Here is a 24,856-nt window from a genome sequence, read left to right as displayed (position 1 = left end):
TGTTGACTTCTTTTTATCAAATACATGGAAATCGCCCGTATGTTGGACGCCAATCTTAAAGCCCAGTTGAAATCGTACCTGGAACGGGTCACCCAGCCGATCGAGATCGTTGCCTCCCTCGACGACGGTGCGAAATCCCAGGAAATGCTCGCATTACTCAAAGACGTTGCCAGTCTTTCCACCCAGATTACGTTGCTCGACAACGGTAACGATGCGCGTAAACCATCGTTCTCGATCAACCGCCCAGGGGCCGATATCAGCCTGCGTTTCGCAGGTATCCCGATGGGCCACGAATTCACTTCGCTGGTGCTGGCCTTGCTGCAAGTCGGTGGCCACCCTTCGAAGGCCAGTATCGAGGTGATCGAACAGATCCGCTCGCTCAAGGGTGAGTTCAACTTCGAGACTTACTTCTCGCTGTCCTGCCAGAACTGCCCGGACGTGGTCCAGGCATTGAACCTGATGGCTGTGCTGAACCCGAACATTCGCCACGTCGCCATCGACGGCGCGCTGTTTCAGGCTGAAGTCGACGAGCGCCAGATCATGGCCGTGCCAAGCATTTACCTGAACGGCATCAACTTCGGCCAGGGTCGCATGGGCCTGGAAGAGATCCTCGCCAAGATCGACACCAGCGGCATCGAGCGTCAGGCCGAGAAAATCAGCGCCAAAGAAGCCTTTGATGTATTGGTCGTCGGCGGTGGTCCGGCCGGTGCTTCGGCGGCGATCTACGCTGCTCGTAAAGGCATTCGCACCGGTGTGGCGGCTGAACGTTTTGGTGGCCAAGTGCTCGACACCATGGCCATCGAGAACTTCATCTCGGTGCAGGAAACTGAAGGGCCGAAACTGGCCGTGGCGCTGGAAGAACACGTCAAGCAGTACGACGTGGACATCATGAATCTGCAACGCGCCGACAAGCTGGTGCCGGGCAAAAATGGCGAACTGCACGAAATCCATTTCGCCAGCGGCGCCTCTTTGAAAGCCAAGACCGTGATTTTGGCGACCGGCGCCCGGTGGCGTGAAATGAACGTTCCCGGTGAGCAGCAATACCGCAACAAGGGCGTGGCGTACTGCCCGCACTGTGACGGTCCGCTGTTCAAAGGCAAGCGTGTGGCGGTGATTGGTGGTGGTAACTCCGGCGTCGAAGCGGCCATCGACCTGGCCGGTATCGTGTCCCACGTGACCCTGCTGGAGTTCGACGTACAACTGCGCGCCGACGCGGTGTTGCAGCGCAAGTTGCATAGCCTGCCGAACGTCACCGTGATCACCAGTGCGCAAACCACTGAAGTGACCGGCGACGGTCAAAAGGTCAACGGTCTGCGCTACAAGGATCGTCAGTCGGACGAGTTGCGCACTGTCGAGTTGGAAGGGATCTTTGTGCAGATCGGTCTGTTGCCTAACACCGATTGGCTCAAAGGCACCATCGAGCTGTCGCCGCGCGGCGAGATCATTGTCGATGCCCGTGGTGAAACGTCGGTGCCCGGCGTGTTCGCGGCCGGTGACGTGACTACCGTGCCGTACAAGCAGATCGTGATTGCGGTGGGCGAGGGTGCCAAGGCTTCCCTGAGCGCATTCGATCACTTGATCCGCACCTCGGCGCCTGCATAAACGCCGACGCTGAAAACACAAAACCCCATGAGCGATCATGGGGTTTTTTGTGTCTTGCACATTCCCAATTGTGGGAGCGGGCTTGCTCGCGAAGGCGACCTGTCAGCCAGCATCACTGGTGAATGACACACCGCTTTCGCGAGCAAGCCCGCTCCCACAGGGGATCTGTGGTGGGGCTTACATCGGTGCAGGCTGAATGATCTCGACCCAGTAACCATCCGGGTCCTTGATGAAGGCCAGGCTTTTCATGCGACCGTCGTTCAGGCGTTTCTGGAAATCGCACCCCAGCGCTTCGAAGCGTTCGCACGCGGCGCGAATGTCCGGCACCGAAATGCAGATATGGCCGAAGCCGCGTGGGTCAGTATTGCCGTTGTGATAAGCGAAATCCGCGTCATTCTCGGTGCCGTGGTTGTGGGTCAGCTCGAGAATGCCGGGGATCGATTTCATCCACTCGGTGCGGGCTGCGGCATCGGCCGGGATCTGGTTTTTATCGACCAGCGCCAGGAAATACAGGCTGAACTCGGCTTCCGGGAAATCACGCTTTTCCACCAGCGAGAACCCCAGGACGCGGGTGTAGAAATCCAGCGACTGGGTAATGTCCTTGACCCGCAGCATGGTGTGATTGAAGACGAACTTCTGGGTAGCGGTGTCGGGTTGGGCGGTCACACCGGGAAATGTATTGAGTTCGTGCAGGCTCATGGGCCCTCCGGAAAATAAGTGGGGCTAGAGGCGTTGAGAACGCCCCCCTAATGCTCACAATGATACGCAAGGGCCCCAGCATCGCCAAACCAAAACCGCAGGCTTGCCTGACAGCCAGGTGAGGCTCAGACTTTACGGCTCAATTCGTGAGTATTCATTGCAATGACCCGATTCTGTCAATCGATGTTGGTCCTGATGTGTCTGCTTTCAGGTATTACCCCCGCTTATGCAGAGGCTCCGGTCATGACCTGGCCAAGTGGATGGACCGTCGAAGTCGTTCCGCAAGACGAGGCCAAACCGCAGGTGTCCCGGCAGCGCGCAGTAAAAAACGATCAGGAGGGTACGCCGGTGATGGTGATGGAGCTGACCATGACTCAAGTGGAAAGTGGTCACCAGGTGAACCTGGAAGGTGTGTTGCTGGAAATGCGCAAGTCGGTGCAAAAGGACTTTTTTCAGAGTGGGTATCAGAGCGTTTGCACTAAAATTCACCCGACTACCTTGAGCCGGCTATCGGCGCTGGAAACTACCTGTACGATTACGCAGAATGGTCGACATATGCTGTCTCAAACATTGGTCGCTGCGGTAGATGCCGATAAGGCCTATGTTCTTTCCTATGCGGGGCAGGCAGAGGTTTATAAGGCAAGTCAGGACGACATAACGGCTGCTCGAAACAGCTTGAAACTTTAGTTTGAGGTTTGCGTATCAGTAGATTTCAGCGTGTTCGGCATTTTTTAGATAGCCAAAGGGATTAAGCATAAAGTTGGACGATATGTAACAAATTGATCGGCGACTATCGTTGCATTTAGACGCTACCCAAGAAAAAAGCCCTGCATTGGCAGGGCTTTTTTATGATCGCGAGTGCTTAGCCACGCAGCCAGGAATCCACGGTGGCGGCACCGTATTGTTCCTTCCAGGCTTTCAGGCCGCGGTGGTTGCCGCCCTTGGTTTCAATCAGTTCACCAGTGTGCGGGTTCTGATAGACCTTGACCACGCGAGCGCGGCGGGTTTTAGGCGCTGCTGCCTGCTGCAGGCCGGATTTCGCCGGGTTCGGATCGAGGATGGCGATGATGTCGCGCAAGCTCTTGCCGTAGGTTTTCATCAGCCCCTGGAGCTTTTCTTCGAATTCGATTTCTTTCTTGAGCCCGGCATCGTTTTTCAGCGATTCCAACTGCTTGAGCTGTTCTTGAAGGGCCTTTTCAGCTGCACGGAATTCAGCGAGTCTGGACAATATCTTTACTCCAATAGTGTGTTTGGCTGATACCAACCGCAAACAAAGCTATAAGCCAAGAGCCTTGAAGCGACTCGGTGATAATGGCTCACCTGCCAGTTCTGCACAGGTATGAAAAATTGTAGTAGTTAATTGGCCAAGAGTAAATCCTGACTTTTTCTTCATGTAACAAGAGTAGTCTTTTGATTCAATTTGGTGCGTATCATCATGATCTCGGTGCTTAAAGTGGTTAGTTAATGATCACTTAATGCTCTAATGAAGTCTGCGCCGGGCATCGGCCGACCAAACAGATAACCTTGCAGAAAGTTCACGCCGTGGGCGGTCAGATAGTCACTTTGTTCTAGGGTTTCCACGCCTTCGGCGACGATACCCAGATCGAGTTTGGCCGAGAGCTCAATGATGCTGTCCAGAATGTGCCGGGAGAGGGCGTCGACACCGATCATGGCGACAAAGCTCTGGTCGATTTTCAGGAAATCCACATTGAATTGACGCAAATAACCCAGGCTTGAGTGACCCGTGCCGAAGTCATCGATCGCGATCATCACGCCCATTTCGTGAAGCTGTTCGAACAATTGCAGGGTGATGGCTGTCGGCTCGATGAGTTCGCGTTCGGTCAGTTCCAGTACCAGGTTGATGCTGCCCGGGGCGAAAGCGCTGAGGAATTCGCGGCAGTCTTCGACCAGTTCCAGATCCCGGCTGTGACTGGCGGTGATGTTGATGCCAATGTGAAATGGCCCGTCGAACGACGCCGACAAGGGTGCCAGCAGTGCGGAGGTCTGTCGCATCAAGGAGCGAGTCATCGGCACGATCAACCCGGAATGTTCGGCAAACGGGATGAACAGATCAGGGCGCACCAGGCCTTCCTTGGGATGTTGCCAACGCATCAATACTTCGGCGCCGGACCACTGCTTATTGTCGCCATGCACCACAGGCTGGAAATACGGAATGAATTCTGCTGCCTCCAGCGCACGCTGCATTTCACGGCTGGGTGACGTCGAACGCTTCTGCAGAATATGCCCGATCGAGCCTGACACCACACCAAAGAACATCAACAGACTGAACAGTGGTGGGTACTCACTGCGCATGTAACGCCAGGTTTCTCCTTCGGGGAAACCGGCGGCCACGGTAAAGGCATAACGCGAGGACGACAGCGTATTTTGCGCCACGGGCAAGGCGGGCAGGGCATCGTCGTGGACCTTGCCGTCGGCCGACAACCAGTGGGGCCCGACTTGCAGCAACAATAATGTTTTGCGACCGATCAGGCGCAGCACGTTGCTCAGGTGATAACCGTCCAGCGTGGTCAATGCGCCCTGGTTTCCTTCGCTCAGCCGATACACCAACAATGCGGTATTGGGCGTGACCGGATTGCCGTTCATGAGCCATAGCTTGCCTTGGGTGTAATCGCCGGGATTGATCTTTTCCTGATATTCACCGAACAACGAACTGCAATAGAGGTTGGTGTTCCATACAAGATTGGTCGAGCGCACGAACGGCCGGCGGGTGACTTGTTCGCGCAAGGCTAGTTTGACGTCGTTGCAGTTCTGGCCGGCCAGCGGCAACAGCTCTTGCGCCGCTTGCGCCGTGTTGTCGAGCATCAGCTCGAATTGGCGAACGGCTTCTTCGCCAGTCAGTTCGGTACTTTGCTTGAGTGTACGTTCAGCCTGTAGATAGAGAATGGCGACTCCCAGCAACACCGGAAGCAATCCGCTCAAAACAGTCACAACGATCCGGGTGCCACGCTTGCGGCGGCTTTTGACGTTCAGTGGCATTCGCAAATCCATCGCGATAAAAGAGGGCTCTCAAAGGCTGGCAGGGCGACACGCCTCCCAGAAGAGTTCAGCCATGATAGTTGGCCGATGGCGCTTATGCCGCTCAACGTTCATTCAGGCTTGAGGCCAGTTTGATGAAGGCCAGTGTCGCAGGTGATGACTGACGCTGATCGAGCACCGCCAGCCCGACCTGGCGGCTGACCGGCGGCGACAGCGGTTTTTTCACGTAACGGTTGTCGTTGTCGTCAGGCAAAGAGCCTTCGGCGACAACGGTCAGGGCATCGCCACGGCCGACGGTGTCCAGCGTGCTGAGCAACTGCGAGCAGCGATAGCGAATGTTCGGCGTCAACCGCGCCGCATTAAATAAGCGCGAGACCAACTCCGAAGAGCCGGCTTCGGTCAGCACAAAAGGGTCGTGGCATAAATCGCTCAAGCTCAAACTGTCGCGACTGGCCAGCGCATGGTCGGCAGGTAACAGCGCGACCATCTGGTCTTCGACCAGCCTGAAAGTGTCGAAACGCTCCAGGGGCAACACCACGAAGCCGATATCAATACGCCGTTCTTCCAGCCACTGGATCACCTGGCGATCGGGACCTTCGTCGATGTGAACCTCGATGCCCGGGTGGGCGGCGCGGTAATGCTGCAGGATTCTCGGCAGCAGTTTGATCGATGAAGTCGGACCGAACGAGCCAATGCGCAGGGTGCCGCGTTTCATTCCGCGGGCATCCGCCGCTTCCTGGCGCAAGGTGTTCGCCAGGCCGAGCATCGCCCGAGCGCGCAGTAATAGCTGTTGGCCGATGTCACTCAGCTCGACCTGGGACTGATGCCGGCGCAGCAGTTCAACGCCCAATTCCTGTTCCAGGGATTTGAGCGCGTGGGACACCGCGGATTGGGAAATCTCCAAACGATGGGCCGCCGCCGTGAAGCCGCGCAGTTCGGCCACCAGCGAGAAAATCTCGAGTTGCGTGAGGGTCATGAGTATTTACTCATTTTACGATGATCTGGCATTAGTCGAATGATACGCCATGTGCCCAATTTCTGATGGTGGAGACTTATGACTACGTGTGAACAGACCCTGGCGAATTCCTCGGATGTACCGGTTTATCTGAAACTGGCAGCGGTCACCATGATCTGGGGCGGGACGTTCGTCGCCGGGCGATTTTTGGCCGACAGCCTCAGTCCGCTATTGGCCGCGAGCCTGCGGTTCTTGCTGGCGAGCGTGGCGTTGCTGCTGTTTCTGCTGCTGGCGCGCGTGCCTTTGGTGCGCCCCAGCCCTCGGCAATGGATGCAACTGACGCTGCTGGGTTTTTTCGGAATCTATTTCTACAACCTGTGTTTCTTTTACGGACTGCATTACATCAACGCGTCACGGGCGTCCTTGATCGTGGCCCTAAATCCGGCGGTGATCGGCCTGGCGTCGTGGCTGCTGTTCAAGGAACGACTGAGCGGGTCGAAAGTGGCGGGTATCGCGATCTGCATTGCCGGCGCCAGTCTGGTGATTGTCAGCCGCAATCCGCAATTGCTGGCCGGTGGTACTGATGCCTGGATCGGCGATCTGTTGATCTTCGGCTGCGTGCTCGGTTGGGGCATTTATTCGCTGTTTTCCAAAGGCCTGAATCAGACGCTGGGGCCGGTGCAGACGGTGACGTACTCGATTTTGCTGGGCACGCTGATGCTCTGGGTGACCAGTGCCGTGCGTGGTGAGCTGAGTATCGCGGCGCTGGCCGAACTCGGCACGCAACAATGGTTGAGCCTGATGTACCTGGGCGTGCTGGGGTCGGCATTGGCTTATATTGGTTATTACGACGGTATCCGCAAAATCGGTGCGACACGTTCAGGTGTGTTCATCGCCTTGAACCCGCTGACCGCCGTTCTGTTTGGCGCGTTGTTGCTGGGCGAGCAATTGACCTTGGTGATGTGCTTGGGCGGCGGGCTGATCCTGGCGGGGATTTTTCTGTGCAACAAACCGCTTGCACAGGCTGCGAAAAGGGGGATTTTATAAGAAGGATGGACAACTGATTTACGCTGTGTAGAATCGGGTTACGCATATAAGAATAATCGTCTTCTGGCAGCAGAAGCCTCGCCCGTAATAGCCTTGGGTCGACAATGAAGATATTTGGGTTTCAATTGATCTACGGTGACTTCCTCGCCCGCAGCGTGCGGGGCATCTCCTGTGCGCCACCCGCCGATCTCAGCATTGCTAGCAACTAACGATCCGTTAATTGATAAGAAATGATGAGGCGCCACAATGGCAGATTTATACGAAAACCCAATGGGCCTGATGGGCTTTGAGTTCATCGAATTCGCATCGCCGACCCCTAACACCCTGGAGCCGATCTTCGAGATCATGGGCTTCAGCAAGGTCGCGACCCACCGTTCCAAAGACGTGCACCTGTATCGTCAGGGCGCGATCAACCTGATCCTCAACAACGAACCCAACAGCGTGGCATCGTACTTTGCGGCCGAGCATGGCCCGTCGGTATGTGGCATGGCGTTTCGCGTCAAGGATTCGCAAAAGGCCTACAAGCGTGCCCTGGAACTCGGCGCCCAACCGATCCACATCGAAACCGGCCCGATGGAACTGCATCTGCCAGCGATCAAAGGCATCGGCGGCGCGCCGCTGTACCTGATCGACCGTTTCGGCGAAGGCAGTTCGATCTACGACATCGACTTCGTGTTTATCGAAGGCGTTGACCGCAACCCGGTCGGGGCCGGCCTGAAGATCATCGATCACCTGACCCACAACGTGTATCGCGGTCGCATGGCTTACTGGGCCAACTTCTACGAGAAACTGTTCAACTTCCGTGAAATCCGTTACTTCGATATCAAAGGTGAATACACCGGCCTGACCTCCAAGGCCATGACTGCTCCGGATGGCATGATCCGTATCCCGCTGAACGAAGAGTCATCCAAGGGCGCCGGGCAGATCGAAGAGTTCCTGATGCAGTTCAACGGTGAGGGCATCCAGCACGTGGCCTTCCTCAGTGATGACCTGATCAAGACCTGGGATCACTTGAAAAGCATCGGCATGCGCTTCATGACGCCGCCGCCAGACACCTACTACGAAATGCTAGAAGGCCGTTTGCCGAACCACGGCGAGCCGGTCAACGAATTGCAAGCGCGGGGCATTTTGCTGGACGGTTCGTCCGAGTCGGGCGACAAGCGTCTGCTGCTGCAGATCTTCTCGGAAACCCTGATGGGCCCGGTGTTCTTCGAATTCATCCAGCGTAAAGGCGACGATGGTTTCGGCGAGGGCAACTTCAAGGCACTGTTCGAATCCATCGAGCGTGATCAGGTTCGTCGGGGTGTACTCTCCACCGATTAAGCCGTTTCAGATGTAAGAAAGCCCGGTCAGCAGTAATGCTGGCCGGGCTTTTTTTTGGACAATTACATCGGCCGGCGTCGTTGCCGCACCAGATGCTTGAACCCTTCAAACACCAACACCAACACCGCCAACCAGATCGGAATATAAGTCAGCCATTCGCCGGCCTTGATACTTTCCCCCAGCAGCAAGGCAACGCCGAGCAACAGCACCGGCTCAACGTAACTCAACAACCCGAACAGGCTGAACGGCAGCAGCCGACTGGCAATGATGTAGACCACCAGCGCCGAAGCGCTGATCACGCCAAGCAGCGGAATCAGCAGCGACAGCCACGGATACTGGTCGAAGACGCCAAAGCCTTGTTCACCACCCTGCACGAACCAGAACGCCACCGGCAGCATCAACGCCATGTCCAGCCAGAGCCCGCCAAGGTTGTCCGTGGCCAGGCGTTTGCGCAGGATGAAATAGATCGGATAGCCGACCACCACCAGCAAGGTCGCCCAGGAAAAACCGCCGACCTGATACAGCTCGTTGAGCACGCCGAGGCTGGCGAAGAACACGGCTATTTTCTGCAGATAGGAAAGACGCTCGCCATAGGCGATTCGTCCGGTCAGGACCATGGACAGCGGCAACAGGAAATACCCCAGCGATACGTCGAGGCTATAACCGTTGAGCGGTGCCCACATGAACAACCAGAGTTGCAGGCCCAGCAGCACTGCAGATCCAATCAGGCCGACAATCAGCTTCGGCTTGCCAGCCAGCCGCCGAACAATCTCGACCACGCGTTTCCATTCACCGGACACCACCATGAACACAGTCATGCACGGCGCGGTCAGCAGCATCCGCCAACCGAAGATCTCCACGCCGCTCAAAGGTGAGAGCAACGAAGTGTAGTAATACATGACGGCAAACAGCACCGAGGCCGAAACCGATAAAGCGATACCTTTAGACAAACTGCCCTCGCGTGACATTGATTGAGCGTGAAGCGGGCGCAGAGGATACGTGGTTTTCGAAGCGAATATTGTCCGAACGATCAACACCCAACGAGTGTGGCAGAAGCACAGGCAAATGGTGGATGCAAAACCGCCATCGCGAGCAGGCTCGCTCCCACAGTTGGCCGGTGTTGTACTCAATGTTTGCGGTCCACACAAAATCCCTGTGGGAGCGGGCTTGCTCGCGAAAGCTGTCTACCAGCCAATATCAATGTTGAATGTGAAACCGTCTTCGCGAGCAAGCCCGCTCCCACATTTTGATCGATGCCGTACACATTATTTGCGGTCGACACAGAACCCTGTGGGAGCGAGCCTGCTCGCGATTAATCTCAAGCCGTGCGCGGTTTACGCCCCGACACAAAGTGGCTCACGTCATTGAACCCTGGCGTCGATGCATGCCCCGGTGTCACCAGCGAATCGATAAACGCTTCATCTTCCGCCGTGATCTTCACCGCCTGCGCCTTGGTGTACGCATCCCACTGTTCCTCAGTCCGAGGCCCGGCGATGGCCGAAGTCACCGCGCCATTGTTCAGCACCCAGGCAATCGCGAACTCGACGATGCCCACGCCACGGCCCTGAGTGTATTCCTGGATCTGCTGGGCAATGCGCAGCGACTCAACCCGCCATTCGGTTTCCAGGATGCGTTTGTCCTGACGCCCCGCGCGGCTGTTGGCGTCTGGCGTCACGTCGGGCGCGTACTTGCCGCTGAGCACACCGCGAGCCAGCGGGCTGTAAGGCACCACACCGAGGCCATAGTTTTGCGCGGCGGTGATCTGCTCGGTTTCCGCCTGACGGTTGACGATGTTGTACAGCGGCTGGCTGATAACCGGTCTGTCGACACCAAGTTTGTCGGCCACACGAATCACTTCAGCGATGCGCCAGCCACGGTAGTTCGACAGGCCCCAGTAGCGGATCTTGCCCCGGCGGATCAAATCGCCAATAGCCGACACCGTGACTTCCAGCGGCGTGTCGTGGTCTTCGCGGTGCAGGTAATAGATGTCCAGATAATCGGTGCCCAACCGCGTCAGGCTGGCGTCGATGCCGTTGAACAGATGCTTGCGGCTCAGGCCGGTGCGGTTCGGCACACCGTCCACCGGGCCGTAACCGACTTTGGTGGCGAGCACCCATTCGTGGCGGTTGCCGGCAATCGCTTCGCCGACGATCTCTTCGGAGCGGCCGTTGGTGTACACGTCCGCGGTGTCGATGAAATTGATGCCCTGGTCCCAGGCCTTGTCGATGATTCGCAAGGAATCTTCGGTGCTGGTCTGTTCGCCGAACATCATGGTGCCCAATGTAAGGGTCGATACCTGTAAACCCGAATGACCCAGCGTGCGATAGCTCATGACGAAATCCTTTTACCGATCAGAAAGCCCTAATCAAATACCAGAACCCTGACTGGGAGCAATCGGAATATTGACTCAGTCCCCCTGTGGGAGCGGGCTTGCTCGCGAAGAGGGCGTGTCAGTCGACATTGATTTTGCCTGACACACCGCTTTCGCGAGCAAGCCCGCTCCCACATTGAGTCGGTGGCAATAAACAGCAATGTTTAAATGACGTCGATGGATACTCTCGGAGGCTACACATCCTTGCGCCGTTGCCTACGACTACGCCAGAATCCGCCGGCTAGTGCGCCTTGAGCCGGAGCTATATCGTTTCCCTGTCGCTGAATAACAGCGATCGGGTTTGGTAGCCCGGTTACCTGTCGCATAACGCAACGTAATGCAGAGATTTTTTTCGTCTTCTGTTTTATGGCGGTCATGCGTAGGGCGTCCTCGGATGCGCCGGGTTTTTGCACCAGGTAACCGGTCTACCAACCTGCGTATGGCCGCCACCCTTCGTTTGGTAGCGAGGGTGATGGCTCCTTAATGTCTTACCTGGAGCTTCTTCTATGTTCAAACCAACACCCAACCCGCCGGAATCAGATCCGACATCCCCCTACGAATCCCTCGATTCGAAAAAACTCCACGAAGCCGCCGACCGGGCCCTCGATCATTACCTCAAGCCACCCAAAGAACCTGCCCGAAAACCCAGCAAGATGTTCATCGTTGCGCCCGATGTCGATTCGGAAAGCCTGCTGGCCCACGCCTGCGAATCCATGAAATCGGCGAGCGTGATGCTCAGTGATTTCGCCACATTGGTGGGCGAACCCTATCGCAGCACGATGCTTGGGATTCAACAGGTCGTGATGAACGGTGAACTGGCGGTCAATCGAGTGCTGGATAATCTCGATCCGCAGGGCTAGTACACATCTGTGGTTCGGAGCTTGACTGTGGCGAGGGGGCTTGCCCCCGTTGGGTTGCGCAGCGACCCCAAAACCATTCAACCCGGGTGCATCAGATAAACCGCATTCGCTGGTTTTACGACTGCTTCGCAGCCGAACGGGGGCAAGCCCCCTCGCCACAACAGCATCTGTGCGCTCATGAAATGAGAAACGGCCCTTTCGGGCCGTTTTTGTTTTCGCAGAACCTTAAACCCGCAACGTCCGCGTCATGCGCAACGCCAGCAAACTCCCACAAACAATCACACTCGCCAGCAGATACAGCGCCGCATCGGTCGACCCGGTGCTGTCCTTGACCCAACCCACCAGGTACGGGCTAAGAAAACCCGCCATCTGCCCCATGGAGTTGATCAACGCCAACCCACCGGCAGCCGCACCCGCGCTCAGCATTGCGGTCGGCACCGGCCAGAACATCGGCAGGCCGGTGAGGGCGCCCATGGTGGCGATGGTCAGGCCGAGGATGGCGATGGCCGGGTTGGCGGCGAAGTTCACCGCGATCAACAGACCCACCGCGCCCATCAGCATCGGCACCACCAAGTGCCAGCGGCGTTCTTTGCGCAAGTCCGCCGAACGACCGACCATCAACATGAACACCGCCGCCAGCAGGTACGGAATCGCACTGAGCCAACCAATCACCAGGTTATCGCTGAAACCAAGGTTCTTGATGATCGATGGCAGCCAGAAGTTGATCGCGTAGACACCGCTCTGGATGCAGAAATAAATCAGGCCGAAGGCCCAGATCGCCGGGTTCTTGAACACCGCCAACAGCGAATCAGTAGCGGTTTTCGGTTTGCTGGCCAGGTCTTCAGCGTGATCGGCCTCTAGTACCGACCGCTCGTAAGGGGTCAGCCATTTGGCGTTGGCGTAACTGTCGCTGAGCAGGAAGTAGGCGAGGGCGCCGAGGATAACGGTCGGAATACCTTGCAGCAGGAACATCCACTGCCAGCCGGCCAAACCGGCCTGGCCCGCGCCGAAGTGGTTGAGAATCCAGCCGGAAAACGGGCTGCCGAGCAAACCGGATACCGGGATCGCCGACATGAACAATGCCATGATGCGGCCACGGCGGAACGTCGGGAACCACTGCGAGAGGTAAAGCACCACGCCCGGAAAGAACCCGGCTTCGGCCGCACCGGTAAACAGGCGCAGGGTGTAGAACTCGGTCGGAGTGGTGACGAACAACAGGCAAGTCGACAGCGTGCCCCAAGTGATCATCATCAGCGCGATCCAGCGTCGCGGGCCGAATTTGGTCAGGGCCAGGTTGCTTGGCACACCGCAGAGTACGTAGCCGATGAAGAAGATCCCGGCGCCGAGGCCGTACACGGTTTCGCTGAATTTCAGTGCGTCGAGCATCTGCAGTTTGGCGAACCCGACGTTCACCCGGTCGAGGTAATTGAACAGGTAGCAGATGAAGATGAAGGGGATCAAACGCAGGGTAATGCGTTTGTAGACGGCGTTTTTGTCGTCAGCGGTGGCCAGGGTAGCTGCGGCGCTCTGTGACATGGCGGGCTCTCTCTTTATTATGATTTTTTGCGACGCAAGGGTAACGTTGATCGCCCAGTGAGTCTCGGCCACCCCTTGGGTGGTTGTCTTTGTGCCTGAGCACAGGGTTTGCGACCAAGGCCTGTGCGGGTGAACAACCCGTTCCATCACGTTTTCAAGGAATCGCGCTATGTTCGAACTCGATCACGACCTGGCCCAGGACATCGTCGACCGGGCGATGGCCATCCTGCCGTACAACGTCAATGTCATGGACAGTCAGGGGCTGATTCTCGGCAGCGGCGAACCGGAGCGCATCAACACCCGCCACGAAGGCGCGCAATTGGTGTTGGCCAACGGGCGCGTGGTGGAGATCGACGCGCAGACCGCGATTCATCTCAAAGGTGTGCAACCGGGGATCAACCTGCCGCTGTTGCTCGATCAGCGTTTGATTGGGGTGCTGGGCATCACCGGCGAGCCTGAACAATTGCGCACCTACGCCGAACTGGTGCGCATGACCGCCGAGATGTTGGTGGGTCAGCGCAATCAGCAGGCCGAGCAGCAATGGCGGCGCCAGCGTTGCGATGATCTGTTGGCGCTGCTGCTCAGCGAGGCGGGGGATTCGCCGCGGTTGCTGGATGAAGCGCAGCAACTGGGGCTTAAACCGCAGTTGACGCGAGTGCCGTACCTGTTCGAGTTGGGCATGGAGCATGGCCCGGGCCAGACCGTCGAAGCACTCAGTGCCTGGTTGATGTCGCGCTACCCGGACAGTTGGTGCGTGAGCTCGGCAAACTCCTCGTTGCTGTGGTGCCGACCGGCGACGCCTGCGATCGAGAACGAGCGGCTGCTGGAGAAGCTCGATGGCCTGGGCTGGAATATTTTGCGCATTGCCGTGGGCGGGCAGGCCGATGGGTTGTCGGGGTTGCGCCGCTGCTATCGTCGGGTCGGTGACCTGCTGGCCTATGGACGCGATGTGTTGCCGCATTCACGTTTGCTGACGCTGAACCGCTATCGGCTACCGGTGATGCTCTGGCGGCACCGCAATGACGATGCGCTGGATGAACTGCTGCGGCCGCTGCGCAAAGTCATCGCCAAGGATGGCAACGGCCAGCTGCTGGCGACCTTGCGCAGTTGGTGCGAACACGACGGCCAGAGCCAGGCCTGCGCCGATGCCTTGGGTATCCATCGCAACAGTTTGCGCTATCGCATGGAGCGGATCGCCGAACTCAGCGGCGTCGATCCGCTAAAGCTGGATGGGATGCTCGCACTCTACCTCGGCGTCCAGCTCCTCCCCCAGACAGACGCCAACCCGTGAATCACACAAATCACTGTGGGAGCGGGCTTGCTCGCGAAGACGGCGGCACAGTAAACATTGATGTTGCCTGACCCACCGCTTTCGCGAGCAAGCCCGCTCCCACAGTGATTTATGGTGGGGCACAGATTTGTGAACGACGCTGCTCCCGCCGGGTTTTGTGGAAATGAACAATAATCCTCTTGGGCGCTTGTGCAGCGGACCGGCGTTATTGTTCATGGCGGCTGGCAGCATGGACGCATTGGAACTGGAGAATTCGCATGAAAATCGTCATCGCCCCCGATTCGTTCAAGGACAGTCTGAGTGCCCAAGGTGTGGCCGAGGCCATTGCGCTGGGGTTGGCGGAAGTCTGGCCGGATGCACAATTGCTCAAGTGCCCGATGGCTGACGGCGGAGAAGGCACGGTCGAGTCGATTCTGGCCGCGTGCGACGGCGAACTGCGCCGCACCCATGTTCGCGGGCCGCTGGGCGCCACGGTCGTTGCCGCCTGGGGCTGGTTGCCACAGAGCCACACGGCGATCATCGAAATGGCCGAGGCCAGTGGTTTGCAACTGGTTCCGCCAAACCTGCGCGATGCCTGCACCAGCAGCACCTACGGCACCGGTGAATTGATCCGAGCCGCACTGGATGCCGGCGCGCGACGGGTGATACTGGCGATTGGCGGCAGCGCCACCAACGACGGCGGCGCCGGAGCGATGCAGGCTTTGGGTGTGAAGCTGCTGGACGCTCAGGGCCAAACTCTGGTGCCGGGCGGTCTGGCCCTGGCGCAACTGGCCCGCCTCGATCTGAGTGAGATCGATCCACGCCTGGCCAAGGTGCGCTTCGACATCGCCGCCGACGTTAATAACCCGCTGTGCGGCCCTCACGGTGCCTCAGCGATTTTCGGCCCGCAGAAAGGTGCGTCGCCCGAGCAAGTCGAGCAACTGGACCTCGCCCTTGGCCACTTTGCCGAACTCTGCGCGCAAGCGCTGGACAAAGACGTGCGCGACGAACCGGGCAGCGGCGCGGCGGGCGGCTTGGGGTTTGCCGCCAAGGCGTTTCTCGGTGCGCAATTTCAGGCCGGGGTGGAAGTGGTCGCCGAATTGGTGGAGCTGGCCGAGGCGGTCAAAGGCGCCGACCTGGTGATCACCGGTGAAGGTCGTTTCGATGCCCAGACGTTGCGCGGCAAAACTCCGTTTGGCGTGGCGCGCATTGCACGCCAGCACGGCGTGCCGGTCATCGTCATCGCCGGGACCTTGGGCGAGGGGTACCAGGCGTTGTACGAGCATGGCATCGAGGCGGCCTTTGCCTTGGCCAGCGGACCGATGACATTGGAGCAGGCCTGCGCCGAAGCGCCGCGCTTGCTGCGCGAACGCGCCCGTGATATCGCGCGGGTGTGGCGGGTGGCGGCCCGCAAGACCTGACCAATGCCCGTCAGTTAAACGCAATCCATGTGGGAGCGGGCTTGCTCGCGAAAGCGGTGTGTCAGGCAACATCATTGTTGACTGTGCCGCCGCCTTCGCGAGCAAGCCCGCTCCCACAGGTTCTGCATTTAAGCTAACGAGTGTTTCACCACTGAAACACTCCAGCCTCCCTCGAAAAATATTTCTCCAACCCCTGCAACAAACCTCAACCCCGGCCGATACAACGTATAGGCGCACACAAACCAACTACAACAGTGGCGCCAAACTGCAAGGTGCCCGCGCCATCGCCCGCCCGAACAGTGATCACCGCAAGGATGCTCGCCGCCTCAATTACCGAGATCATCCTATGTCACTGCGTAATCTGAAAATCGCGCCTCGAGCTTTCCTGGGTTTCGCCTTCATTGCCTTGCTGGTGATCGTGCTGGGTGTGTTTGCCGTCAACCGCATGTCGATCATCCGCCAGGCCTCTGTCGATATGGAAAGGACGCAGTTACCTAGCATCGGGTTTCTGGGCAACTTGACGGAAAACGTCCTGCGGATGCGGATTCTCTCGTTCCGGGTGCTGGTCAACCGTGATCCGGCGGCGTTGCAGGAGGCTCAGACCCGCATCGGCGTGCTCGTCGATAAGGCGCGCAGCGCCCAAGCCAGTTATGCCGCCTTGCCGGCCAACCCTGAAGAAGCCGCGCTGTACAACACCTTCGCGACAACCCTCGACAATTACCTGCAAGCACAGAGCCAGATGCTGGACCTGTCGCAGCAGAACAAACTGGAGGAGATGCGCGCCCTGATCAATACGCGGATCAAGGAAGGCACCGATCAGATGGGCGAGCAACTGAACAAACTGGTGGCACTCAACGCCGCCGATGCCAAAGCCGCGTCGGCCAAGGCGGGCGAGCACTACAGCGAAGCCTTTATCGGCATCGTGACGGTGGCGGTGATGGCTTCGTTGCTGACCGTGCTGCTGGCCTGGCTGCTGACCCGCAGCATTCTCACGCCGCTGAACCGTGCGGTGCTCGCCGCCGAAACCATTGCCGGCGGCAACTTGAGCAAGGTTATCGAGGTCGACGGCAACGACGAACCGGCGCGGTTGCTCGGCGCCTTGGCCGCCATGCAGAGCAACCTGCGCAAAACCATCGAACAGATCGCCGGCTCCGCGACGCAACTGGGCGCCGCCGCGGAAGAACTCAGCACCGTGACACAAGAAGCGTCCCGCGGCCTGCAACAGCAAAACAACGAAATCGAACAGGCGGCCACCGCCGTCAACGAAATGACTGCCGCCGTGGAAGAAGTGGCGCGCAACGCGGTGTCGACGTCCGAAGCCTCGAACCAGTCGACCCAAGCGGCCCGCGAAGGTCGTGACCGGGTGGTGGAAACCGTCGACGCGATCCAGACCATGACCCACGACGTGCAAAACACCGCGTTGATGATCGAGGGCCTGGCGGCTCAGGGCCGCGACATCGGCAAAGTGCTGGACGTGATCCGCGCCATTGCCGAGCAAACCAACCTGCTGGCCCTCAACGCCGCGATTGAAGCGGCCCGTGCCGGGGAAGCCGGGCGAGGCTTCGCGGTGGTGGCGGACGAGGTCCGGGCGCTGGCTCATCGCACCGCACAGTCGACCCAGGAAATCGAGAAGATGGTCGCCGGCATCCAGAACGGCACCGGCGAAGCGGTCTCGTCGATGCAACAAAGCAATCAGCGCACCCAAAGCACCTTGGAGATGGCTCGCGCTGCAGGTATCGCTCTGGAACAGATCACTCAATCGATTCAACTGATCAACGAACGCAACCTGGTGATCGCCAGCGCCTCGGAAGAACAGGCTCAGGTGTCCCGTGAAGTCGACCGCAACTTGGTGAACATTCGCGACCTGGCCACTCAGTCCGCCGCCGGTGCCAACCAGACCAGTGCCGCCACCCACGAGTTGTCGCGATTGGCGGTTGATTTGAACGCGATGGTGGCGCGTTTCGTGATTTGAGATAGGGTTGAAACTGGAACTCGCGCGTTAGGAGAAGTACATGCGCTATTCAGCCTTGACCCAACGAATCGCCGGTGACGGAGCGGCAGCCTGGAAGATTCACGATCGAGCGCTGGAATTGCGAGAGCAGGGCGTCGACGTGCTGTTGCTGTCGATCGGCGATCCGGATTTCGACACGCCGCTGCCCATCGTCCACGCCGCCATCGATAGCCTGTTGGCCGGCGACACCCATTACTCGGATGTACGCGGCACCCGTACCCTGCGCAGCAGCATCGCCAGCCGTCATCAGCGGCGCAGCGGTCAGGAGGTGGATGCCGATCATGTGATCGTGCTGCCCGGTGCGCAGTGCGCGGTGTATTCGGTTGCCCAATGCCTGCTCGATCCTGGCGACGAAGTAATCGTCGCTGAACCGATGTACGTGACTTATGAAGGTGTGTTCGGCGCCTGCGGGGCCAGTGTGGTGCCGGTGGCGGTGCGTCCGGAGAGTGGCTTTCGGGTCGAACCGGCGGATGTCGCAGCGCTGATCACCCCGAAAACCCGCGTCATCTTGCTCAACAGCCCGAACAATCCCTCCGGTGCCAGTCTGTCGTTAAAAAGCTGGAAGGCGTTGGCGGCGCTATGCGTGAAGCATGACCTTTGGCTGATCAGTGACGAGGTCTACAGCGACCTGTTGTATGAGGGCGAGCACATCAGCCCGGCCAGCCTGCCGGGCATGGCCGAGCGCACCGCGACGATCAACAGTTTATCCAAGTCCCATGCCATGACTGGCTGGCGGGTGGGCTGGATGATCGGCCCGAAACCGTTGGCTGAGCACTTGATGCATCTGTCGCTGTGCATGCTGTTCGGCCTTCCGGATTTCGTCCAGAACGCCGCGCAAGTAGCGCTCGATAAAGACTTGCCGGAAGTGGCGCTGATGCGCGAGGAATATCGCCAGCGTCGCGATCTGGTGTGCGCGAGGCTAAGCGGTTGCCCGGGCATCCGGCCGATCAAGCCCGATGGCGGGATGTTCGTGATGGTCGATGTGCGCCAGACCGGCCTTGGCGCACAAGGTTTTGCCGAGCGCTTGCTGGAAGACTATGGCGTGTCGGTGCTGGCCGGCGAAGCCTTCGGGCCGAGCGCGGCGGGGCATATTCGCATTGGTCTGGTGGTGGATCAGGGGCGGCTGGCGGATGCGTGCCGGCGGATTGCGTCGTGTGCGGCGGATTTGCTGCAGGTGCGGCGGGCCTGATGGATTTGTGTTGTTTGGGCTGGCCTCTTCGCGAGCAAGCCCGCTCCCACATTGGTTCTATGTCGGGTACAAAATCTATACCCGACGCAGATCAAATGTGGGAGCGGGCTTGCTCGCGAATGCTATCTGACAAACACCAAATCCCTTAACCCTTCCAAGCCCGCCCATTCACCAGATTCGCCGGCCGCTGCCCAGCCAACGCTGCCAACAGATTCTCCACCGCACACCGGGCCATCGCCTCCCGCGTCTCATGCGTCGCCGACCCCATGTGCGGCGTCGCCACCACGTTGTTCAACTGCAACAACGGCGAATCATGTCCCAACGGCTCACGTTCGAAAACATCCAGCCCCGCAGCGCGAATCCGCTTCTGTTGCAATGCTTCGATCAACGCCGCTTCGTCCACCACCTTGCCCCGGGAAATGTTGATGAAGATCGTCTCGGGACGCATCAGGGCGAACTGTTCAGCACCAATCAACCCCTCGGTTTCAGCGGTCAGGGGTAACGTGAGGCAAACGAAATCGGCCTGCTGCAGCAATTCGCTCAAACTACGATATTGCGCGTTGAATCGCTGCTCCACCGCCGGTTTCGGCGAATGGCTGTGATACAGAACCGGCATGCCAAAACCGAAATGCCCGCGTTGCGCCAAGGCTTCGCCAATCCGCCCCATGCCGATGATGCCCAGCGTCTTGCCGTGCACATCGCTGCCGAAATGCGCCGGGCCGATATTGCGGTTCCACTGGCCGGCGCGAACCATGTTGGCCAGTTCCACCACGCGCCGGGCGGTGGCCAGGATCAGCGCGAAACCGGTGTCGGCGGTGGTCTCGGTCAACACGTCGGGCGTGTTGCTGAGCAGGATTCGTCGCTCGGTCAGGTAGTCGATGTCGTAGTTGTCGACGCCGACGGACACGCTGGCAATGGCTTCCAGGTTCGGTGCCAGATCCAGTAATCCGGCGTCCAGTTTCAGACTGGCGCCGAGCAACCCTTGGGCGCGGGGCAGGGCCTGGCGCAGCTTTGCCAGGCCCTCGGCGTCGAGGTTGTCGATCAGCGTCACCTCGGTCTGCTCATGCAAGCGAGCCATCAGCAGCGGCGAGAGTTTCTTGTACAGCACAACCTGCTTTTTCATCGTCGTCATATCAACATCCATTCAGGAATGAGCCGCCACTGAGCGGGGCACAGCGGCCTTGGCCACCACCCGATCACTGGCACCGGGCTTGAGGAAAATCGTCAGCACCACCGACAGCAGCAAGGCGCCGCTCATCAGCAAATAAGATGCACCGGGCGATCCGGTAGAGCTGTTCAGGTAACCCACCAGATAAGAACCGCCAAACGAACCGAGTGCGCCCATGCTGTTGATCAACGCCATGGCGCCACCGGCGACGTTGGCCGGGAGGATTTCCGGGACGATGGCGAAAAATGGCCCATACGGGGCGTACATGCAGGCGCCGGCAATCACCAGCAGTGTGTAGGACCACCAGAAATGTTCCGCGCCCAAAGCGTACGAGCCATAAAACGCAATCGAGGCGATCAACAGCGGTGGCCACACGAAGCGTTTGCGCTTTTGCAGTTTGTCCGAGCCCCAGGACACCAGCAGCATGGCGATCACTGCGGCGAGGTACGGCAACGACGACAGCCAACCGGCTTCGATCATGTCCATCTGCGCGCCGGCCTTGAGGATCGATGGCAGCCACAACACGAAACCGTAGACGCCAATGCTCCAGCAGAAAAACTGCAACGCAAGGATGATCACTTTCGGCGAGCGGAAGGCTTCGGCGTAGTTTTTCACCGCTTTGATACCGACCTGTTCGGCGGCCAGGGCGCTTTCCAGATCCTGTTTTTCCTGGTCGCTCAGCCACTTGGCCTGAGCCGGACGGTCATCGGCCAGACGCCACCAGATAAACGCCCACAGCACCGCCGGCAAGCCTTCGATGATGAACATCCAGCGCCAGCTGAAATGCTGGATCAGGTAGCCCGAGACCACCGACATCCAGAGCATGGTCACCGGGTTGCCGAGGATCAGGAAGGTGTTGGCGCGCGAGCGTTCGGCCCGGGTGAACCAGTGGCACAGGTACACCAGCATCGCCGGCATCACTGCGGCTTCGACCACCCCGAGCATGAAGCGAATCACGATCAGCCAGTAGGCGTTGGAAACGATCCCGGTCAAGGTCGCCAGACCGCCCCAGAGGATCAGGCTGACAAAAATCAGCTTCTTCACGCTGTGCTTCTGGGCGTAGATCGCGCCGGGGATCTGGAAGAAGAAATAACCGAGGAAGAACAGCGCGCCGAGCAGGGACGACAGCCCGGGGGTGATCATCAGGTCTGCGGCCATTCCGGAGGCGGCGGCAAATCCATAGTTGGCGCGGTCCAGATACGCCAGGCTGTAGGTGATGAACACGATGGGCATGATGTACCACCAGCGGCGGGTGGCCAGTGTTGCGGTTTTCATAGTGATGCTCCTGAGCTTGTTGTTTTTGTCGCAGCAGGTAACGGTTTTGAATCAGTTTTTTGCGGTGAATGTTATGGCCTCATCGCGAGCAGGCTCGCTCCCACAGGGGATCTGTGTTTGAACCCGATCCAATGTGGGAGCGAGCCTGCTCGCGATTGGCGGCCCCGAATTCGGCATACAGCTCGGCCCGATCAGGCAACCCCTCCATATCCCCACGGCTCTGCACCGCGCGGCTACCGATCCAGTTGGCACGTTGCACAGCTTGGGCAACGCTATGGTTTTCCAGCAGCGCGCTGATCAGGCCGACGGCAAACCCGTCACCGGCACCGACCGTATCGACCACCGTTTCCACGGGTACGCCGGCAACGAAACCTTCATCCAGATGGGTGCGGTAATACGCGCCGTGCGGCCCGAGTTTGATCGCCACAATGTCAGCGCCCTGGTCGAGGTAAAACGCCGCGATGTCGGCGGGGTCTTCAAAACCGGTCAGCAAACGCCCTTCGCTCAAACCCGGCAGCACCCAATGGGCGAGGGCGGCGAGGCGGTTGATCTCGGTGATCATCTGGTGCTCGCTGGCCCACAGACTCGGGCGCAGGTTTGGGTCGAACGACACGCTGCGCCCGGCATTACGCATGCGGGTCATCAGCTCGAAGGACATTTCCCGGGCCGAGGCAGACAGCGCCGGGGGAATGCCCGTGGCGTGCAAGTGCCGAGCCTTGAGCAATGGCGGGGCAATGGACTGCACCGACAAATGACTGGCTGCCGAGCCACGACGGTAATACTCGACAACCGGATCGCTGCCATCGTCAGTGCGGGACTTGAGTTGAAACCCGGTGGGGTGCGCCGGGTCGATGTCGACGTGGCTGCAATCCAGGTCTTGTTTTTCCAGCGTATCGATGACGAACCTGCCGAGCGAGTCCGCACCCACCCGGCTTAGCCAGGCGACGTTAAACCCCAACCGCGACAAGCCAATGGCGACATTGCTGTCGGCCCCGGCAATGCGTTTGTGGAACTGGCCGACGTCAGCCAGCTCACCATTCTGCTCGGCAACGAACATCGCCATGGTTTCACCGAACGACAGAATATCGATCTCAGACATGAGCAGTCTCCAGGCGGGATTGGCCGAGGCGGGCGAGGGCGGCGACATGCTCGGTGGTCAATTGCACCAAGTCATCGCCTTGCAGCGGATACTCCGCCGCGCGCATCACGCCATGATCCATGTGCCGCAACAGTTGGCCCCACAGATACAGGTCGCTGGCAGCCGGAGGCATCGCCACCAGTTTGCCGTCGGCCCGGCGCGCCACCGCTTTGCAGTGCACATAACCGACATGTCGACCGAGCAGCCGCGCGGCGCTGGCGGCGGATTGGTCCTGCCATTGCCAGTTACCAATGTCGAACGTCATTTTGATCGGCAGGTTGTGTTGCTCGACGTCGGCGAAGAAGCGCTGGAACGGTTCGATGCGGCCGCCGTGCAGCGTCTGGTCGTTCTCCACCAGCAGTTGCACTGGGCTCTGTTGCAACTGCAGCGCCAGTGTTTGCAGATCATTGTTGTCGGTGAAATAACCCAAGGAGACTTTCAGCCATTTGGCGCCGCATGCCTCGGCGCGCTTCAGGGTCGAGAGCAGTTCAGGGTTGGGTGTCGATTGCCCGGCCAGCCACAATTCCATCGGCGAGGAATACACACTTTCGAGGCCCCGGGATTGCGTGGCGTCAGCCAGTTGCGCGGGGTCTTCCAGGGTCAACAGCTCTTCGCGCCATTCGATGTGCGTGGCCCCGGCGGCGGCCAGCACCTCGACAAAACTGCCTTGGCCGCGTTGGTGTACAAGGTCCGCGCCGTAGCTGGACAGGCTGATGGAAACGGGTGGTTTGTTCATTGTTATGCACCTCTGAAACCGGTTTCATTTTTGGTCAAAAAAATATTGATGTGAGTTATGTGGTGGTCTTCAGGGCCCCATCGCGGGCAAGCCCGCTCCCACAGGTTTTGCGAACACCACAGATCCCTGTGGGAGCGAGCCTGCTCGCGATGGGCCCGAACCTTCACCGAAGCTTCCCCAGGGTCGACCCCCGAACAATCAACCGCGCCGGAAAATCCAACGTACGCACCGGCCCGTCATCCCCACGCAGTCGCTTGAGCAAACATTCAAACGCACTCACGCCAATCTCCGCCGTCGGCTGGGCGAGGGCGGTGATCCCGCTACCCACCAGTGGATACCAATCCAGATCATCCAGGGCAATCAGCCCGACATCCTCAAACAGATTGCACTTCAACTCACGCAACGAATGAGTGCTGGCCAGCGCGGCGATACCGTTGGCACAGAACAATGCTTTCGGGCCAAGGCCGGGAGTTTGCAGAAAGGTGTTCAAACGGGCGGTCAGATCGCCGCCCGTTTCAACCACCGCGCCCGAGAGTGCCGGACGCTGCTCGATCTGCGCCTTGAAACTGTTGACCCGCTCGATCCGTGAACTGGTGCCGTCATAAGGTTCGGTGACCATCAGCACATCGCGATAACCGCGCTCTTCAAGGTGGGCAACGGCCATCTCGACAGCGGCCGGATTATCCAGCCCCACCAGATCGCTATCGAGCTGATCGACCTTGCGATCCACCAGCACCATGGGCATTTCCTGATGCAGTTCGCGCAGCTCATCGCGGTGATGGCCGAGGGTGTTCACGATCAAGCCTTCGATGTTGTACGAACGCAGCAACGCCAGGTGCTGACGTTCCTGCTCGTCATCGCGATCGGTGTTGCACACCACCAGGCTGTAGCCGTGCTGACGGCAGGCGGTTTCCACCCCGTGCATCACGGCAATCGAATAAGGGTTACGGATATCGGCCACCAACATGCCGATCAGGCGCGTGCGCCCACGTTTCAGGCCACGGGCCATCTGGTTCGGGCGATAACCCAACTCGCTGATCGCCTGCTCGATGCGCAAGGCAATGGCGTCGGAGAGCAGGGCGCGGTCATCGCCAATGAAGCGCGAGACACTGGCCTTGGAGACGCCTGCGTGTTCGGCGACGTCGAGCATGGTTACGCGGCTGCGTTGGGCGGCGGAGAAGTCGTTCACGGTTTTTAACCTTGTTATTGGAATTTGTCCGAGCTGGCTATGAAACCGGTTTCAGAAGACACCATTAAC

The 24,856-nt window shown here is 59.0% G+C and carries 21 protein-coding genes; 9 read left to right on the top strand and 12 right to left on the bottom strand.

Features of this window, described 5'->3' with window-relative positions:
• Positions 1 to 39 precede the first annotated feature (39 nt).
• Positions 40 to 1,602, top strand: coding sequence for an alkyl hydroperoxide reductase subunit F (gene ahpF / locus KVG95_RS09390; RefSeq protein WP_217855914.1), 1,563 nt, complete (start codon positions 40 to 42; stop codon positions 1,600 to 1,602).
• 177 nt (positions 1,603 to 1,779) lie between these two features.
• On the opposite strand, the gene gloA is transcribed toward ahpF, so the two are convergent.
• Complete coding sequence (gene gloA, locus KVG95_RS09385) at positions 1,780 to 2,301, bottom strand: lactoylglutathione lyase (RefSeq protein WP_030131431.1); 522 nt, start codon at positions 2,299 to 2,301, stop codon at positions 1,780 to 1,782.
• A 183-nt stretch (positions 2,302 to 2,484) separates the two neighbouring features.
• Here gloA and KVG95_RS09380 point away from each other — a divergent pair, with 183 nt between their 5' ends.
• A complete protein-coding gene (locus KVG95_RS09380; protein WP_437180790.1) occupies positions 2,485 to 2,988 on the top strand; it encodes a DUF4946 domain-containing protein in 504 nt (167 codons plus the stop codon).
• Between the two features lie 175 nt (positions 2,989 to 3,163).
• Here KVG95_RS09380 and KVG95_RS09375 read toward each other — a convergent pair whose 3' ends face one another.
• The 3 genes from KVG95_RS09375 to KVG95_RS09365 all read right to left on the bottom strand — a co-directional run bounded on the left by KVG95_RS09375 (position 3,164) and on the right by KVG95_RS09365 (position 6,274).
• On the bottom strand, positions 3,164 to 3,529 hold the full coding sequence (locus KVG95_RS09375; RefSeq protein WP_008075430.1) for a histone-like nucleoid-structuring protein, MvaT/MvaU family: 366 nt from the start codon (positions 3,527 to 3,529) through the stop codon (positions 3,164 to 3,166).
• Between the two features lie 233 nt (positions 3,530 to 3,762).
• Complete coding sequence (locus KVG95_RS09370; protein WP_217855912.1) at positions 3,763 to 5,298, bottom strand: EAL domain-containing protein; 1,536 nt, start codon at positions 5,296 to 5,298, stop codon at positions 3,763 to 3,765.
• A 103-nt stretch (positions 5,299 to 5,401) separates the two neighbouring features.
• Positions 5,402 to 6,274: a LysR family transcriptional regulator gene (locus tag KVG95_RS09365; protein WP_217855910.1), complete on the bottom strand. Its 873-nt coding sequence runs from the start codon at positions 6,272 to 6,274 to the stop codon at positions 5,402 to 5,404.
• A 78-nt stretch (positions 6,275 to 6,352) separates the two neighbouring features.
• On the opposite strand from KVG95_RS09365, the gene KVG95_RS09360 reads away from it, so the two are divergent.
• Both KVG95_RS09360 and hppD read left to right on the top strand, forming a co-directional pair.
• Entirely contained in the window at positions 6,353 to 7,300 is a 948-nt protein-coding gene (locus KVG95_RS09360; RefSeq protein WP_217855908.1) for a DMT family transporter, read from the top strand.
• 246 nt (positions 7,301 to 7,546) lie between these two features.
• Positions 7,547 to 8,623 (top strand): 4-hydroxyphenylpyruvate dioxygenase, encoded by a 1,077-nt coding sequence (hppD, locus tag KVG95_RS09355; protein WP_008012875.1) that lies wholly within the window; start codon positions 7,547 to 7,549, stop codon positions 8,621 to 8,623.
• A 62-nt stretch (positions 8,624 to 8,685) separates the two neighbouring features.
• On the opposite strand, the gene rarD is transcribed toward hppD, so the two are convergent.
• Both rarD and KVG95_RS09345 read right to left on the bottom strand, forming a co-directional pair.
• Entirely contained in the window at positions 8,686 to 9,573 is an 888-nt protein-coding gene (rarD, locus tag KVG95_RS09350; protein WP_217855905.1) for an EamA family transporter RarD, read from the bottom strand.
• A gap of 368 nt (positions 9,574 to 9,941) precedes the next feature.
• The gene (locus tag KVG95_RS09345; RefSeq protein ID WP_217855903.1) at positions 9,942 to 10,955 is read right to left on the bottom strand and encodes an aldo/keto reductase; all 1,014 of its coding nucleotides are present in this window, start codon (positions 10,953 to 10,955) and stop codon (positions 9,942 to 9,944) included.
• 545 nt (positions 10,956 to 11,500) lie between these two features.
• Here KVG95_RS09345 and KVG95_RS09340 point away from each other — a divergent pair.
• Complete coding sequence (locus KVG95_RS09340; protein WP_217855901.1) at positions 11,501 to 11,854, top strand: DUF6124 family protein; 354 nt, start codon at positions 11,501 to 11,503, stop codon at positions 11,852 to 11,854.
• Between the two features lie 225 nt (positions 11,855 to 12,079).
• On the opposite strand, the gene KVG95_RS09335 is transcribed toward KVG95_RS09340, so the two are convergent.
• Positions 12,080 to 13,390 carry an MFS transporter gene (locus tag KVG95_RS09335; protein WP_217855900.1) on the bottom strand — a complete coding sequence of 437 codons (1,311 nt, stop codon included), beginning with the start codon at positions 13,388 to 13,390 and terminating at the stop codon, positions 12,080 to 12,082.
• Between the two features lie 169 nt (positions 13,391 to 13,559).
• Here KVG95_RS09335 and KVG95_RS09330 point away from each other — a divergent pair, with 169 nt between their 5' ends.
• The 4 genes from KVG95_RS09330 to KVG95_RS09315 all read left to right on the top strand — a co-directional run bounded on the left by KVG95_RS09330 (position 13,560) and on the right by KVG95_RS09315 (position 19,281).
• Positions 13,560 to 14,681, top strand: coding sequence for a sugar diacid recognition domain-containing protein (locus KVG95_RS09330; protein WP_217855898.1), 1,122 nt, complete (start codon positions 13,560 to 13,562; stop codon positions 14,679 to 14,681).
• Positions 14,682 to 14,938: 257 nt separating this feature from the next.
• Complete coding sequence (locus tag KVG95_RS09325) at positions 14,939 to 16,081, top strand: glycerate kinase (protein WP_217855896.1); 1,143 nt, start codon at positions 14,939 to 14,941, stop codon at positions 16,079 to 16,081.
• 346 nt (positions 16,082 to 16,427) lie between these two features.
• Positions 16,428 to 18,053 carry a methyl-accepting chemotaxis protein gene (locus KVG95_RS09320; RefSeq protein WP_217855893.1) on the top strand — a complete coding sequence of 542 codons (1,626 nt, stop codon included), beginning with the start codon at positions 16,428 to 16,430 and terminating at the stop codon, positions 18,051 to 18,053.
• Positions 18,054 to 18,093: 40 nt separating this feature from the next.
• Positions 18,094 to 19,281, top strand: coding sequence for a pyridoxal phosphate-dependent aminotransferase (locus tag KVG95_RS09315; RefSeq protein ID WP_217855891.1), 1,188 nt, complete (start codon positions 18,094 to 18,096; stop codon positions 19,279 to 19,281).
• 145 nt (positions 19,282 to 19,426) lie between these two features.
• On the opposite strand, the gene KVG95_RS09310 is transcribed toward KVG95_RS09315, so the two are convergent.
• The 5 genes from KVG95_RS09310 to KVG95_RS09290 all read right to left on the bottom strand — a co-directional run bounded on the left by KVG95_RS09310 (position 19,427) and on the right by KVG95_RS09290 (position 24,787).
• Positions 19,427 to 20,404, bottom strand: coding sequence for a 2-hydroxyacid dehydrogenase (locus tag KVG95_RS09310; protein WP_217856478.1), 978 nt, complete (start codon positions 20,402 to 20,404; stop codon positions 19,427 to 19,429).
• Positions 20,405 to 20,425: 21 nt separating this feature from the next.
• Positions 20,426 to 21,724, bottom strand: coding sequence for an MFS transporter (locus KVG95_RS09305; RefSeq protein WP_052964670.1), 1,299 nt, complete (start codon positions 21,722 to 21,724; stop codon positions 20,426 to 20,428).
• Positions 21,725 to 21,803: 79 nt separating this feature from the next.
• The gene (locus KVG95_RS09300; protein ID WP_217855889.1) at positions 21,804 to 22,823 is read right to left on the bottom strand and encodes a sugar kinase; all 1,020 of its coding nucleotides are present in this window, start codon (positions 22,821 to 22,823) and stop codon (positions 21,804 to 21,806) included.
• Positions 22,816 to 23,598: a sugar phosphate isomerase/epimerase family protein gene (locus tag KVG95_RS09295; protein ID WP_217855887.1), complete on the bottom strand. Its 783-nt coding sequence runs from the start codon at positions 23,596 to 23,598 to the stop codon at positions 22,816 to 22,818. The genes KVG95_RS09300 and KVG95_RS09295 overlap by 8 nt, the downstream gene beginning before the upstream one ends.
• Before the next feature lie 163 nt (positions 23,599 to 23,761).
• Complete coding sequence (locus KVG95_RS09290; RefSeq protein ID WP_367616734.1) at positions 23,762 to 24,787, bottom strand: LacI family DNA-binding transcriptional regulator; 1,026 nt, start codon at positions 24,785 to 24,787, stop codon at positions 23,762 to 23,764.
• Positions 24,788 to 24,856: the final 69 nt, after the last annotated feature.

This window comes from Pseudomonas farris (assembly GCF_019145235.1).
GTDB lineage: Bacteria > Pseudomonadota > Gammaproteobacteria > Pseudomonadales > Pseudomonadaceae > Aquipseudomonas > Aquipseudomonas farris.
Note: the sequence above shows the minus strand (reverse complement) of the source record. Positions and strands in the feature narration are given on the sequence as shown.

Coding starts and splice junctions, on each gene's coding strand:
- KVG95_RS09340 (WP_217855901.1), top strand. CDS start 11,501: ATGTTCAAACCAACACCCAACCCGCCGGAATCAGATCCGACATCCCCC.
- KVG95_RS09315 (WP_217855891.1), top strand. CDS start 18,094: ATGCGCTATTCAGCCTTGACCCAACGAATCGCCGGTGACGGAGCGGCA.
- KVG95_RS09325 (WP_217855896.1), top strand. CDS start 14,939: ATGAAAATCGTCATCGCCCCCGATTCGTTCAAGGACAGTCTGAGTGCC.
- KVG95_RS09380 (WP_437180790.1), top strand. CDS start 2,485: ATGTTGGTCCTGATGTGTCTGCTTTCAGGTATTACCCCCGCTTATGCA.
- KVG95_RS09295 (WP_217855887.1), bottom strand. CDS start 23,598: ATGAACAAACCACCCGTTTCCATCAGCCTGTCCAGCTACGGCGCGGAC.
- KVG95_RS09345 (WP_217855903.1), bottom strand. CDS start 10,955: ATGAGCTATCGCACGCTGGGTCATTCGGGTTTACAGGTATCGACCCTT.
- ahpF (WP_217855914.1), top strand. CDS start 40: ATGTTGGACGCCAATCTTAAAGCCCAGTTGAAATCGTACCTGGAACGG.
- KVG95_RS09300 (WP_217855889.1), bottom strand. CDS start 22,823: ATGTCTGAGATCGATATTCTGTCGTTCGGTGAAACCATGGCGATGTTC.
- KVG95_RS09310 (WP_217856478.1), bottom strand. CDS start 20,404: ATGAAAAAGCAGGTTGTGCTGTACAAGAAACTCTCGCCGCTGCTGATG.
- KVG95_RS09335 (WP_217855900.1), bottom strand. CDS start 13,390: ATGTCACAGAGCGCCGCAGCTACCCTGGCCACCGCTGACGACAAAAAC.
- KVG95_RS09360 (WP_217855908.1), top strand. CDS start 6,353: ATGACTACGTGTGAACAGACCCTGGCGAATTCCTCGGATGTACCGGTT.
- KVG95_RS09320 (WP_217855893.1), top strand. CDS start 16,428: ATGTCACTGCGTAATCTGAAAATCGCGCCTCGAGCTTTCCTGGGTTTC.
- gloA (WP_030131431.1), bottom strand. CDS start 2,301: ATGAGCCTGCACGAACTCAATACATTTCCCGGTGTGACCGCCCAACCC.
- KVG95_RS09365 (WP_217855910.1), bottom strand. CDS start 6,274: ATGACCCTCACGCAACTCGAGATTTTCTCGCTGGTGGCCGAACTGCGC.
- hppD (WP_008012875.1), top strand. CDS start 7,547: ATGGCAGATTTATACGAAAACCCAATGGGCCTGATGGGCTTTGAGTTC.
- KVG95_RS09305 (WP_052964670.1), bottom strand. CDS start 21,724: ATGAAAACCGCAACACTGGCCACCCGCCGCTGGTGGTACATCATGCCC.
- KVG95_RS09370 (WP_217855912.1), bottom strand. CDS start 5,298: ATGCCACTGAACGTCAAAAGCCGCCGCAAGCGTGGCACCCGGATCGTT.
- KVG95_RS09330 (WP_217855898.1), top strand. CDS start 13,560: ATGTTCGAACTCGATCACGACCTGGCCCAGGACATCGTCGACCGGGCG.